The 15,058-nt window shown below is 34.3% G+C and carries 16 protein-coding genes; 14 read left to right on the top strand and 2 right to left on the bottom strand.

Annotation, left to right across the window (positions count from 1 at the left end; genetic code table 11):
- Nucleotides 1-35: 35 nt before the first annotated feature.
- Nucleotides 36-1,271, bottom strand: a complete 1,236-nt coding sequence (nusA, locus tag EG342_RS07310) for a transcription termination factor NusA (protein WP_047097519.1) — start codon at nt 1,269-1,271, stop codon at nt 36-38.
- 17 nt (nt 1,272-1,288) lie between these two features.
- A complete protein-coding gene (gene rimP / locus EG342_RS07305; protein ID WP_103289338.1) occupies nt 1,289-1,756 on the bottom strand; it encodes a ribosome assembly cofactor RimP in 468 nt (155 codons plus the stop codon).
- 212 nt (nt 1,757-1,968) lie between these two features.
- Between rimP and EG342_RS07300 the strand changes: the two genes are divergently transcribed.
- The 14 genes from EG342_RS07300 (at nt 1,969) to EG342_RS07235 (ending at nt 15,055) form a co-directional block, all read left to right on the top strand.
- Nucleotides 1,969-3,279 carry a UDP-glucose dehydrogenase family protein gene (locus EG342_RS07300; protein WP_103289088.1) on the top strand — a complete coding sequence of 437 codons (1,311 nt, stop codon included), beginning with the start codon at nt 1,969-1,971 and terminating at the stop codon, nt 3,277-3,279.
- 9 nt (nt 3,280-3,288) lie between these two features.
- Nucleotides 3,289-4,368, top strand: coding sequence for a dTDP-glucose 4,6-dehydratase (gene rfbB, locus EG342_RS07295; RefSeq protein WP_103289087.1), 1,080 nt, complete (start codon nt 3,289-3,291; stop codon nt 4,366-4,368).
- A 62-nt stretch (nt 4,369-4,430) separates the two neighbouring features.
- Nucleotides 4,431-5,294 (top strand): glucose-1-phosphate thymidylyltransferase RfbA, encoded by an 864-nt coding sequence (gene rfbA, locus EG342_RS07290; RefSeq protein ID WP_103289086.1) that lies wholly within the window; start codon nt 4,431-4,433, stop codon nt 5,292-5,294.
- A gap of 173 nt (nt 5,295-5,467) precedes the next feature.
- Nucleotides 5,468-6,316, top strand: coding sequence for an ABC transporter permease (locus EG342_RS07285; protein WP_103289085.1), 849 nt, complete (start codon nt 5,468-5,470; stop codon nt 6,314-6,316).
- A gap of 37 nt (nt 6,317-6,353) precedes the next feature.
- Nucleotides 6,354-7,613, top strand: a complete 1,260-nt coding sequence (locus EG342_RS07280; protein WP_103289084.1) for an ABC transporter ATP-binding protein — start codon at nt 6,354-6,356, stop codon at nt 7,611-7,613.
- Entirely contained in the window at nt 7,610-8,011 is a 402-nt protein-coding gene (locus EG342_RS07275; protein WP_103289083.1) for a sugar 3,4-ketoisomerase, read from the top strand. The genes EG342_RS07280 and EG342_RS07275 overlap by 4 nt, the downstream gene beginning before the upstream one ends.
- Complete coding sequence (locus tag EG342_RS07270; RefSeq protein ID WP_103289082.1) at nt 8,001-8,426, top strand: sugar 3,4-ketoisomerase; 426 nt, start codon at nt 8,001-8,003, stop codon at nt 8,424-8,426. Before EG342_RS07275 ends, EG342_RS07270 begins: the two co-directional genes overlap by 11 nt.
- Entirely contained in the window at nt 8,413-9,339 is a 927-nt protein-coding gene (locus EG342_RS07265; protein ID WP_103289081.1) for a DegT/DnrJ/EryC1/StrS family aminotransferase, read from the top strand. Before EG342_RS07270 ends, EG342_RS07265 begins: the two co-directional genes overlap by 14 nt.
- The gene (locus tag EG342_RS07260; protein WP_103289080.1) at nt 9,326-9,814 is read left to right on the top strand and encodes an acyltransferase; all 489 of its coding nucleotides are present in this window, start codon (nt 9,326-9,328) and stop codon (nt 9,812-9,814) included. The genes EG342_RS07265 and EG342_RS07260 overlap by 14 nt, the downstream gene beginning before the upstream one ends.
- A complete protein-coding gene (locus EG342_RS07255) occupies nt 9,804-10,736 on the top strand; it encodes a GNAT family N-acetyltransferase (RefSeq protein WP_103289079.1) in 933 nt (310 codons plus the stop codon). Before EG342_RS07260 ends, EG342_RS07255 begins: the two co-directional genes overlap by 11 nt.
- A gap of 3 nt (nt 10,737-10,739) precedes the next feature.
- Nucleotides 10,740-11,843 carry a DegT/DnrJ/EryC1/StrS family aminotransferase gene (locus EG342_RS07250; protein ID WP_103289078.1) on the top strand — a complete coding sequence of 368 codons (1,104 nt, stop codon included), beginning with the start codon at nt 10,740-10,742 and terminating at the stop codon, nt 11,841-11,843.
- Nucleotides 11,830-13,341, top strand: a complete 1,512-nt coding sequence (locus EG342_RS07245; protein WP_103289077.1) for a glycosyltransferase family protein — start codon at nt 11,830-11,832, stop codon at nt 13,339-13,341. Before EG342_RS07250 ends, EG342_RS07245 begins: the two co-directional genes overlap by 14 nt.
- Nucleotides 13,338-13,946 carry an LbetaH domain-containing protein gene (locus tag EG342_RS07240; RefSeq protein WP_103289076.1) on the top strand — a complete coding sequence of 203 codons (609 nt, stop codon included), beginning with the start codon at nt 13,338-13,340 and terminating at the stop codon, nt 13,944-13,946. Before EG342_RS07245 ends, EG342_RS07240 begins: the two co-directional genes overlap by 4 nt.
- Complete coding sequence (locus tag EG342_RS07235) at nt 13,943-15,055, top strand: glycosyltransferase WbsX family protein (protein ID WP_185126880.1); 1,113 nt, start codon at nt 13,943-13,945, stop codon at nt 15,053-15,055. The genes EG342_RS07240 and EG342_RS07235 overlap by 4 nt, the downstream gene beginning before the upstream one ends.
- Nucleotides 15,056-15,058 lie beyond the last annotated feature (3 nt).

Below are 15,058 nucleotides of genomic sequence, written 5' to 3'. Positions count from 1 at the left end.
TTCTTTTTACTGTTTATTAAAATTTATTTAAAATCTTAATCTTCAAATTCTTCTCTCAGAATACGCTTCACCTCCTCGATAGTTTCCTCTTCAAGGTCAACCATATTTAAAAGACTTTCCGTCTCTTTATCCAATACAGATTTTGCAGTAGTTAATCCTACTTTCTTAAATTCATCCAAAATCCACTGCTCGATATCATCGTTGAATTCTCTTAATTCAACATCGTCATCCTCGCTGGACTCTCTGTATACATCAATTTCATATCCTGACAACCAAGAAGCCAGTCTGATATTCTGTCCTTGTTTTCCAATCACTTTAGAAATTTCTTCAACAGGAGTATATACTAATGCATAGTTTTGATCCTCGTTAATGTCAATTTTATTAACTGTCACATTTCCTAAAGCTCTCTTCACCAAAATCTCAGGGTTTTTAGACCACTGAATAACATCGATGTTCTCATTTCTCAACTCTCTTACAACGCCATGAATTCTGGATCCTTTTACTCCAACACAAGCTCCAACAGGATCAATTCTGTCATCATAAGCATCTACTGCAATCTTCGCCTTTTCTCCAGGAATTCTCACTACTTTTTTCAGCATGATTGTTCCATCCTGGATCTCAGGAATTTCCAGCTCTAATAACTTCTCTAGGAACTTAGGCGCAGTTCTGGAAATAATAATTTGTGGTTTAGAACCTTTAAAGTCTACTGTTTCAACAATAGCTCTGATATTCTCTCCCTTTTTAAAGAAATCGGATGGGATCTGGTTTTCTTTTGGCAAGATAAATTCGTTTCCTTCATCATCAAGCAAAATCACGTGCTTGTGACGGATATGGTGGATTTCTCCTACTACAATCTCTCCAATCTTATCTCTGAATTGCTCATATAGCATTGCATTATTATGCTCCTGAAGTTTTGTAGCCAGGATTTGCTTCAGGGTAAGAATATTTCTTCTTCCCAACTGAGCAACAGGAATTTCCATGGTAAAGTCTTCACCTACTTCGAAGGTAGGATCAATTTTCTTTGCCTCAGAAATTTCAATTTCCAGGTCATCGTCCTCAGACATTTCGTCCTCAACGATTGTTTTATTTAAAAATATCTGAAAATCTCCTTTATCCGGGTTTACAATTACATCAAAATGGTCGTCTGAATCGAATCTTTTTCTCAAAAGTGTCTTCAGTGAATCCTCAATAATTGCCATAAGATCAATTTTACTGATCCCCTTTTCGTCTTTAAAATCACCAAAGGATTCAATCAACGCTATATTATCCATCTATTCTTTTTTCTTTTTTAAAATTTAATTACTACTAATGCTTTTTTGATCTCAGAGTAAGGAATTTCCTTCTCCTCCTCCACATCTACCTTTCCTTTTCCGATATCTTTCGGCTTTCGGTAACGTAAAACAAGAGTGATCTTCTCATCATCTACTTTTGACAATTCCCCTTCAATCTTAGAAGAATCCTCCAGCATTACCTCAATTTCTCTTCCCAAGTTTTTATTGAACTGTCTTGGTGTGGCTAATGGTTCGCTCAAACCGGCCGACATTACCTGAAGGCTGAAGTCATGTTCTTCACGATCCATATTGAATTCTACAGCACGGCTTGCATCGAGGCAATCCTGCAAAGAAACTCCATTATCACCATCTAAAATCACTGTAATATCATCCCCTGCAGAAATCTTAAGATCAATAAGAAACAGATCTTTTCTGGTCTCAAGGAATTCATTTAATAATTCTTCAATTCTTTTTCTAAACTCCATATTTTTATCTTGATTTACCAGTACGAAAAAAGGCTTTCTTCCGAAGCCTTCCCATTTTTCCCGTAAATCCAATGCAAATATACGCATTTTTTCTAAAAATGCAAAATTATCTTATTATCAAGTAAATAGAAGGAAATTCTTTTACAATAATTTAAAGAAGTATATGAAAGTATTTTTATTATTTTTGTTTCTGAATTTTAAAAACAAACATTTTGAATATAACGATTGTAGGAACAGGTTATGTAGGATTAGTGACAGGAACTACCCTTGCAGAACTTGGCAATTCAGTATACTGTGTTGATATTGATGAAAAGAAAGTAGAAGGTATGAAAAACGGCGTTGTTCCCATCTATGAGCCGAACCTTGAAGAAATGTTTCTGAGAAACATTCAGTCCGAAAGATTATTTTTCACGACCAATTTAAAAGAAGCTTTAGATAAAAGCGAAGTTATTTACCTGGCTTTACCCACGCCTCCCGGAGAGGACGGCTCAGCAGACCTTTCTTATGTATTAAAGGTTTCCAACGATATTGGTGAGATGATGACGGAATACAAAGTCATTGTCAATAAAAGCACAGTACCGGTAGGAACTGCCGACAGAGTACGAGAAGTCATTTCTTCGAAAACAAATATTCCCTTTGATGTGGTTTCCAATCCGGAATTCCTGAGAGAAGGTTTTGCAGTAGAAGATTCGATGAATCCTTCGAGAGTGGTAGTTGGCGCAAGTTCTGACAGAGCTAAAGATATTATGTCAAAAATCTATCAGCCGTTTACCAATACGGGGATTCCTATTATTTTCATGGATGAAAAGTCATCCGAGCTTACCAAATATGCTTCGAACTCATTTTTAGCCGTAAAGATTACTTTTATGAATGAGATTGCCAACTATTGTGAAAAAGTTGGAGCAGATGTAGATAAAGTAAGATTAGGAATGGGAAGCGATGACAGAATCGGCCACAGGTTCTTATTCCCGGGAATCGGATATGGCGGAAGCTGTTTCCCTAAAGATGTAAAAGCACTTATAAAGTCCGGAAAGCAGGAAGATTTCAATTTTCAGATCCTGGAAGCTACAGAAAATGTAAATACGGCTCAGAAAGTAATTCTTATCTCAGAAATTGAAAAATATTTTGGAGGAAGTATCGCAGGCAAGAAGATCGCCATGTGGGGACTTGCTTTCAAAGCGAACACGGATGATATCAGAGAAGCTTCTTCTTTAGACAATATCGCTCTTCTTCTGGAGAAAGGAGCACAAGTTATAGCGTATGACGCAGTTGCAGAAAGCAATGTGAAAAAACTTCTTGGTGACAAAATACAGTATGCTAAAGGAATGTATGATGCCCTTGAAGATGCAGATGCGTTATTTATCTCTACAGAATGGCCGGAATTCAAAAATCCTAATTTTGAACTTATTGCTAAAAAGATGAAAAATAAGGCTATTTTTGATGGAAGGAATATGTATCCGCTTGAAATCCCTGAACAGAACGGATTTTATTATAAAAGTATAGGAAGAAAAACCATTTCATAATAATATTAAATGAAGAACATAATCATTACAGGAGGGGCAGGCTTTATTGGCTCTCATGTTGTAAGAGAATTTGTAAAAAACAATCCGGATACCACAATCATTAATCTTGATGCGCTTACGTACGCCGGAAATTTGGAAAACTTAAAGGATATTGAAAATGAACCTAATTATGTTTTCGAAAAAGCCGACATCACTAAACCTGAAGAATTAAGAAGAGTTTTTGAAAAATACAATCCGGATGCAGTTGTTCACCTGGCAGCAGAAAGCCACGTTGACAGAAGCATCACGGATCCGATGGCCTTCATCAATACCAACGTCAACGGAACAGCCAATCTTCTGAATCTTTGTAAAGAATTCTGGACATTAAATTCTGATCATACGCACGGAAGATTTCCGGATGAAAAAAGATCAAATTTATTTTATCACGTTTCTACCGATGAAGTATACGGAAGTTTGGGAGAGACGGGATTCTTTTTAGAAACAACATCCTATGATCCTCAATCTCCTTATTCTGCATCAAAGGCAGCTTCTGACCACCTGGTAAGAGCTTATGGAAATACTTACGGAATGCCGTTTATCATATCCAACTGTTCCAATAATTACGGACCGAATCATTTCCCTGAAAAATTAATTCCTCTTTGTATTTCGAATATCATTAATGAAAGACCTTTGCCGATTTATGGCGATGGAAAATATACCAGAGACTGGTTATTCGTCATTGACCATGCGAAAGGTATTCATCAGATTTTCAATGAAGCAAAAACCGGAGAAACCTATAATATCGGAGGTTTCAATGAATGGCAAAATATTGATTTGGTGAAAGAACTGATCAAGCAAATGGATGCTAAATTAGGAAGACCGGAAGGGTATTCTGAAAAACTCATTACCTTCGTAAAAGACAGACCGGGACATGACAAACGTTATGCAATTGATGCCACCAAATTAAATAAAGAGTTAGGCTGGAAACCATCCGTAACTTTCGAGGAAGGATTAGGAAAAACCATAGACTGGTATCTTGAGAATAAAGAATGGCTTGAGAATGTAACCTCAGGAAATTATCAGGAATATTATAATAAACAATACAATTAATTTTCCAATACAAAAACAATCACACGACAACACAAATGAAAACCGCTTAATTCGCAAAATACATGAAAGGAATAATATTAGCCGGAGGATCCGGAACAAGACTTTACCCTCTAACAATCGCGGTCAGTAAACAGCTGATGCCCGTTTACGACAAACCGATGATCTATTATCCACTTTCTACGCTACTTTTAGCGGGAATTAAAGATATCCTGATCATCACCACACCACACGATCAACCTGGATTTATCAAACTTTTGGGTGACGGATCTCAGCTAGGCTGCAATATAGAATATGTTGTACAGCCAAGCCCGGACGGACTGGCGCAAGCTTTTATTCTGGGAGAACAATTTATTGGTAATGATCCTGCCGCACTGGTTTTGGGAGATAATATTTTTTATGGTTCTGAAATGGGTACGCTTTTGAAAAATAAAACCAATCCTGACGGAGGAGTCGTTTTTGCTTATCATGTAGCAGATCCTGAACGATATGGAGTGGTAGAATTTGACAATAATTTCAAAGCTGTTTCTATTGAGGAAAAGCCTTTGCAACCAAAATCAAATTATGCTGTTCCCGGTCTTTATTTCTATGACAATACTGTTGTAGATATTGCTAAGAACATCCAACCTTCCGCACGTGGCGAGCTGGAGATCACCGATGTGAATAACGTATACCTAAGTAAAGGAAAACTTGAAGTTGGGGTTCTGGACAGAGGTACCGCATGGCTGGATACAGGAACTTTTGATTCCCTTCATGACGCCTCTGAGTTTGTAAGCGTTATTGAAAAAAGACAGGGCTTCAAAATCGGTTGTATTGAAGAGATTGCTTTCAGAAATAAATTCATCAACGAAGAGAAATTACTGGAAACCGCTGTCAAATATGGAAAAAGCGGGTATGGTGAATACCTGAAGCAACTCGTTGGTAAATAACAATATAATTTATAAAATTTGCAGACTATTGGCTTTACAGCCAATAGTTTTTGCTCATAATAACAATTATCAATATATTAGTTGTTGTTTTTTAGTTTTATGTAAACGATTGTTCATAAACTAAACAATACGGTAAGAAATTAATTATTATAAATTTGCAAAAACTTACACAAATGAACGAACCACAGCAAAAGTGGACAGAAACGATTGAATCCGATCATTCTTTGTTTGATTTAAGACTAAAGGAGGTTTGGAAATACAAAGATCTGGTATACATGTTTGTAAAAAGAGACTTTATTTCCAGCTTTAAGCAGACTATTTTAGGCCCTGTATGGTTTTTTATTAACCCAATTCTCACGACTATTGTTTATTTAATTGTCTTTAATAAGATTGCAAAATTACCAACTAACGGAGCTCCACCTATCTTATTTTATCTTGCAGGAGTAACCCTTTGGAATTATTTTTCGGGCTCACTTCTAGGAACTTCTTACACTTTTACTGGAAATGCAAGTATTTTTGGGAAAGTTTATTTCCCCAGGCTTGTAACACCAATCTCTGTGGTAATTTCAAACCTGATGAGATTTTCCGTTCAGTTTTTACTATTTATTATCGGTTGGCTATATTATTTAAGTAAAGGAGAAGTACATCCTAATATATGGGTTCTTGCCACGCCGTTTCTAATTCTTTTAATGGCACTTTTTTCTTTAGGATTAGGAATGATTTTTTCTGCTCTTACCACAAAATATAAAGACTTAAGTATGTTATTAGGGTTTGGTGTCAGTCTGTATATGTATGCAACACCCGTAATATACCCTGTATCACTCTTACCAGGATTTTTAAAAAAACTTTCATATTATAATCCGTTAACCGGAATTTTTGAATGTTTCAAATATGCATGGATTGGCGTAGGGGATTTCTCACCAATAATGTTGGTCATTAGCAGTTTTATTATTCTTGTTATTTTAGCAATAGGTATTGTTATTTTTAATAAGGTTGAAAAAACTTTTATGGACACTGTTTAATACTTTACTGTCTGTCTAAAAATATAAATTAAAAAATATGCTAGCTTTAAAAGCAGAAAATATATCCAAACAATACAGACTAGGACAAGTCGGAACCGGAACACTTGCCCATGATCTTAATCGATTCTGGTACAAAGTACGAGGAAAAGAGGACCCATACTTGAAAATTGGTGAAGCCAATGATAGAACGACCAAGGGGGATTCCGACTACGTATGGTCTCTTCGTAATATCGATTTTGAAATAAATCAAGGTGATGCTGTAGGCATTATTGGAAGAAACGGTGCTGGAAAATCTACCCTTTTGAAACTTTTAAGCAAAGTAACAAAGCCAACAACAGGTAAAATATATACCAATGGAAGAATTGCCTCTTTACTGGAAGTAGGGACTGGATTCAACCCTGAAATGACAGGACGGGAAAATGTTTTTTTAAATGGCGCCATTTTAGGAATGAACCGTAAAGAAATCAGCAGAAAGTTTGACGAAATTGTAGATTTTTCCGGAGTTGAAAGATACATCGACACCCCTGTTAAAAGATATTCTTCAGGAATGTATGTACGACTGGCTTTTGCCGTTGCAGCTCATTTAGAGTCAGAAATTTTGATTGTAGATGAAGTTTTAGCTGTTGGTGATGCTGATTTCCAGAAAAAATGTCTGGGAAAAATGGGCGATGTAACCAAAGGGGAAGGAAGAACAATCCTGTTTGTAAGTCATAACATGACAGCAATTAAAGAGCTTTGTAATACAGGTATTTTGTTAAATCAAGGACAGATGGCGTACACAGGTAAAATGCTAGAAACCATTATTGAATATCAAAAAAGCAGTGCTACAAAGAGTTCTTATTTATACAATGGGAATATTAATGAGGCCCTTGGAAATGAAAATATCAGAATCAAAGAATTTACAGTCTCATCAATTATGGGAGATCTTATCGACATTGATTCCGGTATTCGAGTGAAATTAGTTTTTGACAATTATGTTCCTGATATCACTCTTGATACAACATTTGAATTAAGAAATTATGAAGAGCTTATTATTTTTCATGTTGGAAAATTCGTTGCAAAAGATAACGATTCAAAAGTTGGAGAATACACTGTAGAATTTGATATCCCTTCCGGGCTATTGAATGCAGGAAATTATTATTTCAAACTATACTTCGGTAAAGACCAGACCCATCTCTTATTTGGCATTGATAATTTTGTCGGATTTGAAGTAGAAAATGTGAAGGTTGGGAATAAGCTTCATATTTACCCAGGAGTAATGCGACCTCATTTTGAATATAACATTCAGACACCATGATTCCAAAAATAATTCAACTTCCAAAAATATATGATAAAAGAGGAAATCTTTCCTTTTTCGAACATCCTAATCAACTTCCTTTTAAGATTAAAAGAACGTATTGGCTGTACGATGTTCCAGGTGGCGAACAAAGAGGTAGCCATGCATTTAAAGAACAGCAGGAATTTATCATTGCTCTCTCAGGAAGTTTCGACGTGATCATTCATGATGGCCAAGAAGAAAAATCATTTTCATTAAACAGATCTTATTACGGATTATACATACCTAAAATGTACTGGAGAAGACTGGAAAACTTTTCAACCAATTCTCTGGCATTGATTGTTTCTGACAGACTTTACGACGAAAATGATTATATCAGAGATTTTGAAGAATTTAAAACACTTGCTCATGGAAACTAGTATTTCAGTATTTGATTGTAGTGTAATTGATCTGGGAAAGATCAGTTTTGATGAAGGAAATCTTACCGTCGTTGAAAATAATTCTTCATTTCCGTTTGATGTAAAAAGAGTTTTCTACCTTTATGATATTGCAGGCGGAGAAAGCAGAGGAGCTCATTCTCATAAAGAGTGTCATCAATTTTTGATCGCAGCAAGTGGAAGCTTTGAAGTTTCTCTTGACGATGGAAAATTCAAAAGACAGGTATTTCTTAATCGCCCAGATATCGGATTACATATTCCTCCGGGAATTTGGGCTTCCGAAGTGAATTTTTCATCAGGAGCAATTTGTCTGGTTCTAGCATCTCATTCTTATAATGAACAGGATTATATAAGAAACTACGAAGATTTTAAAAGAACAAGAAATGATTTTTCATAAAGATCAGATAATAGATCCTGAAAATTTCAGGCAGCCATCCTTTTTTATCAGCCCATTTTCTACTGCTGATTTAGAAAGGAATGATGCAATTATGAAAAACCCTAATGTTTCTGATGATTCTTTAAAGGAATATAATGCTTTTTTTGGTGAACATGAATATTGCCTCAGTGGTAAGGAAGCCATTTTTAATGCACTGGATCATTATAACCTTAAAAAAGATGATCAGGTTTTAATTTTAACTACAACTTCAAATCTGTATATAAGTAGCTGCGTCACAAAAGAAATTGAAAAATTCTGTGGTTGGTCAAGAGAAAAAACCGATAACACAAAACTGATTTTCATTATTCATGAATTTGGTAAAGTATTTCATGATATGGAAACTATTAAAAATTACAATTTACCTATCATTGAAGATTGTGCTATGAGCATGTTTTCTAGTGACGAAAAAGAACTTATTGGTCAATATGGGGACTTTACGATTTATAGTCTCCCAAAATTTTTCCCGATTCAGTTTGGAGGAATTTTAAAGGTAAATTGTAAGAATTATTCTATCAATAAAAATAAAGCGTATCAAAATCATCTTCAAAAAGTAACACTTCATTATTTTGAAGATTCTGAAAACATTAAAAAGAAAAGAAAAGATAATAATAATTACCTTATTCTTGAGCTCTGCAAATTAGGTTTTACTCCCTATTTTGATTATTCGGAACGGGAAACTCCTTCAGTTTGCATGTTTACGAATAATGGACATGATCTTCCTAAGCTTAAAGTTTTTTTACAGAGAAATGGCATTGAGTGCAGTATTTTTTATGGGAAAGACGCATTTTTCATTCCTGTTAACCAAGCTTTAGGAAAGTTTGAAATGGATTATATTATTAACCTTATTACATTTTTTATCAATGAAAGTAAGTAATATATCATTAGGCGAAAATGTTGTTATTGATCCTACCACATCAATCAACAATGTAAAAATAGGAGATAGTGTAAAGATTGCGAAGTTTTGCAGTATTTACGGTTCTGAAAACGTTCAGCTTGAAATAGGAAAAGGTTCTTACATAGGCATGTTCAGTATTCTAAATGGTTTTAAAAGGAAACTATTTATTGGGAAACATGTTTCCATCGCACAGAATGTAAATATTATGACTGATTCCGGGCCAAACGCCAGTGAAGAAATGCAGAAAATATTCCCTTTGATTGAAGGTGAAGTTAGCATTGGTAATCATACGTGGATTGGCGCCAACGTTGTTATCATGCCCAATGTTCAGTTGGGTAATTTTTGTGTTGTTGCGGCAAACAGTTTTGTTAATAAAAGCTTCCCTGACTATTCTGTAATTGGAGGAAATCCTGCAAGACTCATAAAAACAATCGAAAGGTCTGATGAAATTTGAATTAAAAAAATATAACAATTCCTATAAAACTGATTGGAATTCTTTTATTTCAACCTCAAAAAATGGACTTTTCTTTTTTGATAGAGATTTCATGGAATATCATTCTGACAGGTTTACAGATCATTCACTTTTAATTTTTAATGACCAGCAAATTGTAGCCGTTTTTCCGGCCAATGAAAGTGGAGAAGAAATTATTTCTCATGGAGGACTTACTTTCGGTTCTTTGATAATGTCGCATTATTTAAAGGCAAAGGAGGTTTTGGTAATACTTGATGAGATAAAGAAATATTTTACAGAGTTATCTTTTAAAAAAATAACGTACAAAGCCATTCCACATATATTTCATAAATATCCGGCAGAAGAAGACTTATATGCGTTATTCCGCATTGAAGCTAAGCTCTTCAGAAGAGACATCTCTTCTGTGATTGATCTTTCCCATCCAATCCGTTTTTCGGAAACAAAAAGGCAACTTGTCAGGAAATGTGAACAAAAGGGAATCTCCGTTTCCGAAAGCGAAAATTTTACAGAATACTGGACTTTACTTTCAGAAGTTTTACAGAAATTTGGTACAAAACCTGTTCATACTGTGGAAGAAATTACATTATTAAAAGAAAAATTCCCTCAAAACATTCAACTTTTTGAAGCGAAAAAGGATGGAATTATTTTTGCAGGAATTGTCATTTTTAATTTTGACAATGTTATTCACACCCAATATATGGCTGCTTCCCAGGAAGGGAGAAAGGTTGGGGCGCTGGATTTTATCAACTATACTCTTTTAAATAAATTTAGCAACAAAAAATATTATAGCTTTGGTATTTCTACGGAGCAACAGGGAAAATTTTTAAATGAAGGTTTAATTCAACAAAAAGAAAATATGGGTGCCCGGGGAATTGCCTTAGATTTTTATTCTATAAAACTTTAGACTATGATTAAATTTCTTGATTTACAAAAAATAAATCTACAATATCAACAGGAGATTGAAACTAAACTTATTGATGTTTTCCGCTCCGGCTGGTATCTTATGGGAAACGAGCTTGCAAATTTTGAAACGAATCTTTCAAACTACCTCAGAGTACAACATTCCATAGGAGTAGCCAACGGTTTAGATGCTTTACGACTTATTCTTCGTGCCTACATTGAATTAGAGATTATGAATGTTGGTGACGAAATTATTGTTCCATCCAACACCTATATCGCTTCTATTTTGGCGATCTCAGACAATGGACTTATCCCTGTGTTGGTAGAACCTGAAATCAATACTTACAATATTGACATTTCAAAAATTGAGGAAAAAATTACTCCAAAAACAAAGGGAATTCTCATTGTACACCTTCAGGGAAGAACAATTTTCTCCAATGAACTAAAGGCTATTTCTCAAAAGTATAATTTAAAAATCATCGAAGACAATGCACAGGCAATTGGTGCGGAGTGGAATGGTTTAAAGACAGGAAATCTTGGTGATGCAGCTGGATTCAGCTTTTATCCCGGAAAGAACCTAGGAGCTTTGGGAGATGCGGGAGCAGTAACAACCAATGATAATGAATTGGCGAAAACCATCAGAGCTTTGGCCAATTATGGTTCAAATAAAAAGTATATTAATGTATATAAAGGTTTAAATTCCAGGCTGGATGAGCTACAGGCAGCAGTTTTAGATATAAAACTAAAATATATAGATCATGAAAACGAAATAAGAAGACAAATTGCAAAACAATTTATTACAAAAATAGATAATCCTGAAATTGTTCTTCCTGAATATCCCGAAGATGAAAAAGAACATGTTTGGCACGTCTTTGTAATCCGGACAAAAAAAAGAGACCAGCTTCAGGCTTATCTTACAGAAAATGATATTCAGACATTGATTCATTATCCTATTCCACCCCATAAACAGGAAGCATATAAAGAATGGAATGACATGTCTTTTCCAATAAGCGAAAAAATACACGAAGAAGTGTTAAGTCTTCCTCTGTCTCCAATAATGACGGAGGTTGAAATTGAAAAAATAATTTCAGTCATAAATGCTTTCAAATAAGAAACTTATAGATCTTGACCAGCTTATCAAGAAAAAATTACAATTATCTATTAATCAGAAAAACTATGATTTAGCTTTAAGATTGATAGAATTGTCTGCTCATCTGCAGTACAATTACTGTTTTAATGAATCTTGGTATGATAAGGAGCTGGAAGGTTCTCTCAAGCAAATTGCTGACCTGCATTTAGCCACACAGACTATTTCTCCCCAGAAAGATGTCATTATGTTTTATGACTATTTTGGATATGATAATCGTGGATTAACGCAACAATATCTGAGAGCTTTAAAAAAACTTAATAAAAAAATCATCCTCGTATTTGAAAATGAAGGCAGGTATTATAAAAATGAAGCGATCTTATCAGAAATTAAAGATTATGCTCATAAAGAAATATATTATCTAAACGGGGAAACTAGAATTGATAAGGCTGAAAACTTATTTAATATTATTTTATCTGTAAAGCCGGAAAGTATTTTAATGCATCTGATTCCGTGGGATACAATTGCATATTTAGCTTTTTACAAAATAAAAGGAATCACAAGATATCAGATTAATCTCACTGATCAGGCATTTTGGCTGGGAGTAGATATTACAGATATCAATATTGGATTCCGATCTTACGGACTTAATTTGTCTGAACAGTTTAGAAATATCCCAAAACAAAAAAACAAATTACTGCCCTACTATCCGATTTTATCGAGTTCTTCATTCCAGGGATTTGATTTTGAAACAAAAGACAAGAAAATCATTTTTGCAGGAAGCACACTTTATAAAGTTCTGGGAAATAAGTTAGAATTCTTTGAAACCATTCATCGGCTTTTAAACATAAACAAAAATCTTATTTTTGTTTTGGCAGGAAGTGGCAATGCAGATGCAATAACTAAATTTATTGATGATAATAATCTAAATAACCGAATATTCTTAATAGGTGATCGGTACGATTTATTTGAGATCATGAAAAAGGTAGATTATTATATTGCAACTTTTCCTTTTGCCGGTGCATTAATGACTCAGATTGCTGCAGAAGCTGACCTTCCAATTTTTTTATATGTAAAAGAAAATTGCCAATACAATGATATAAAAGATCTGTTTTACAAAACGGATAATTTAAAAAACTTTGATAATTTAGATAATTTAATAGAAAATTTCACACAAGAATATAAACAAGGAGGTAAAAGAATATCGTATAAAGATTCCATGATCACCGAAGCAGAGTTCGCAGAAAATTTAGATAGGATCTTTAATAACGAAAATCCAATGGAGTTTTTGGAAAAACGGGAAAATGTTGAAAATTCTGTTGTTACGTATAATGCTTTGACATTAGAATCCGAAAACCTTTATAATCCTTCTTACCAAAAAACAATAGACAACTATCTGTCACATTGGGAGAAATTTAAAATATTTCCTGAATACAGAAATGACTATTATAAAAAACTCTTGAAAGAAGATAAATTAAAGTTTGCAAAAACGTTATATTACCAAATAACCGGAAAGATATGAGTGTTTTAGTGAAAGTTTTATATAAGATTCTAAATTCTGAAGCTTATAAAGCGTATAAACAAAATAAGCTCGATTATTGGGCAAAAACAAATTTCAAGACATTCGGAACAAATTCTACGATCCCTGAGGAGCATTGGATTAAAAATCCAAAATATATTTCCATAGGAAAAAATTTCAGTTCCTTATTTAATTTAAGACTGGAAGCCTGGGATCACTTTCAGGAAGAAAATTTTAATCCTGAAATAATAATCGGGGATAATGTTATCCTGAATTCGGATGTACACATTGGTGCCATAAATAAAATTACAATTGGTAATAATGTGTTAATGGCAAGTAGAATATACATATCTGATCATTCTCATGGAGATATTTCCGTTGTAGACATAGAAAAGGTCCCAGCCCATAGACCTTTACATTCCAAAGGGCCGATTGAAATCAAAGATAATGTGTGGATTGGTGAAGGAGTTTGCATTCTACCAGGTGTCACTATAGGAGAAAATTGTATTATTGGAGCCAATGCAGTAGTTAATAAGAGTTTTCCAAAAAACTCGGTAATTGCAGGAATACCTGCTAAACTTATTAAAACATTAGACAAAACAACATGAAAAAAATAAAGCCGCTGGCATTTTATCTCCCTCAATATCATCCTATTCCCGAAAATGACGAATGGTGGGGAAAAGGATTTACCGAATGGACAAATGTAGGAAAAGCCAAACCCTTATTTGAAGGACATGAACAACCGATATGTCCTGCAGACCTAGGATATTATGATCTTCGTGTTCCTGAAGTGAGAGAGCAACAAGCACAAATGGCACGAGATTATGGAATACATGGCTTTATCTATTATCATTATTGGTTCGGAAACGGAAAGCAGCTACTGGAGCGTATCGCAAATGAAGTTTTAGAAACAGGTAAACCGGATTTCCCTTTTTGTTTCTGTTGGGCTAATGAAACCTGGTCAGGAATTTGGCATGGATTAACTTCAAAAATATTAGCAGAACAAACATATCCCAGTGATGAAGATATAATTTCTCATTTTAATTATCTTTTACCCTTTTTTAAAGATAAACGCTATATAAAAGTTGATAATAAACCACTACTTATGATTTATTGTCCGGAACATTTACAAAAAGGTGACCCAAATTATATCAAAAAGTTCAGAAAGCTAGCAAAAGAAAACGGGTTTGACGACTTGTATATCATGGCGAGTAACAAACAACCAGATGAGTTGGACTATGATTCCATGGGGTATGATGGAAAAGTTTCACACGCATTCCAAAAAGCATGGATTCCATATATTCAGGGAAAAGAATATATTTCCGGTGCACAATATTATAAAAGAAGATTAAAAGGTATTCTCGGAATAAAAGAGAAGGAAAAGGATAAACCAAAAGTAAGAACTCAGGATATCGCATTGATTGCAGATCAAATGCAATATACCAATGCGAATGTAGAAACTTTTCCTATGGTCTTATCCAACTGGGATAATACTCCCAGAAGTGGCTATAATGGTGTCATTTTAACAAATAATAGTCCATTGGTTTTCAGAAAACAATTGAATAAAGCCGTTGAATTTCTAAGTAAAAAAGATCATTCCGAAAATTTCCTTATATTAAAATCCTGGAACGAATGGGCAGAGGGAAATATCCTTGAGCCAGACCTTAAAAATGGGTTTTCATATATAGAAGAGGTGAAAAAAATTATAAAAGAGTAATTC

The sequence above is a fragment of the Chryseobacterium lactis genome, from assembly GCF_003815875.1.
Lineage (GTDB): Bacteria > Bacteroidota > Bacteroidia > Flavobacteriales > Weeksellaceae > Chryseobacterium > Chryseobacterium lactis.
This window is presented reverse-complemented; position numbering and strand designations above follow the sequence as displayed.

What these genes read in the sequence shown, in the direction of transcription:
- nusA (WP_047097519.1), bottom strand. Translation starts at nt 1,271, where the DNA reads ATGGATAATATAGCGTTGATTGAATCCTTTGGTGATTTTAAAGACGAA.
- rimP (WP_103289338.1), bottom strand. Translation starts at nt 1,756, where the DNA reads ATGGAGTTTAGAAAAAGAATTGAAGAATTATTAAATGAATTCCTTGAG.
- rfbB (WP_103289087.1), top strand. Translation starts at nt 3,289, where the DNA reads ATGAAGAACATAATCATTACAGGAGGGGCAGGCTTTATTGGCTCTCAT.
- rfbA (WP_103289086.1), top strand. Translation starts at nt 4,431, where the DNA reads ATGAAAGGAATAATATTAGCCGGAGGATCCGGAACAAGACTTTACCCT.
- EG342_RS07285 (WP_103289085.1), top strand. Translation starts at nt 5,468, where the DNA reads ATGAACGAACCACAGCAAAAGTGGACAGAAACGATTGAATCCGATCAT.
- EG342_RS07280 (WP_103289084.1), top strand. Translation starts at nt 6,354, where the DNA reads ATGCTAGCTTTAAAAGCAGAAAATATATCCAAACAATACAGACTAGGA.
- EG342_RS07275 (WP_103289083.1), top strand. Translation starts at nt 7,610, where the DNA reads ATGATTCCAAAAATAATTCAACTTCCAAAAATATATGATAAAAGAGGA.
- EG342_RS07270 (WP_103289082.1), top strand. Translation starts at nt 8,001, where the DNA reads ATGGAAACTAGTATTTCAGTATTTGATTGTAGTGTAATTGATCTGGGA.
- EG342_RS07265 (WP_103289081.1), top strand. Translation starts at nt 8,413, where the DNA reads ATGATTTTTCATAAAGATCAGATAATAGATCCTGAAAATTTCAGGCAG.
- EG342_RS07260 (WP_103289080.1), top strand. Translation starts at nt 9,326, where the DNA reads ATGAAAGTAAGTAATATATCATTAGGCGAAAATGTTGTTATTGATCCT.
- EG342_RS07255 (WP_103289079.1), top strand. Translation starts at nt 9,804, where the DNA reads ATGAAATTTGAATTAAAAAAATATAACAATTCCTATAAAACTGATTGG.
- EG342_RS07250 (WP_103289078.1), top strand. Translation starts at nt 10,740, where the DNA reads ATGATTAAATTTCTTGATTTACAAAAAATAAATCTACAATATCAACAG.
- EG342_RS07245 (WP_103289077.1), top strand. Translation starts at nt 11,830, where the DNA reads ATGCTTTCAAATAAGAAACTTATAGATCTTGACCAGCTTATCAAGAAA.
- EG342_RS07240 (WP_103289076.1), top strand. Translation starts at nt 13,338, where the DNA reads ATGAGTGTTTTAGTGAAAGTTTTATATAAGATTCTAAATTCTGAAGCT.
- EG342_RS07235 (WP_185126880.1), top strand. Translation starts at nt 13,943, where the DNA reads ATGAAAAAAATAAAGCCGCTGGCATTTTATCTCCCTCAATATCATCCT.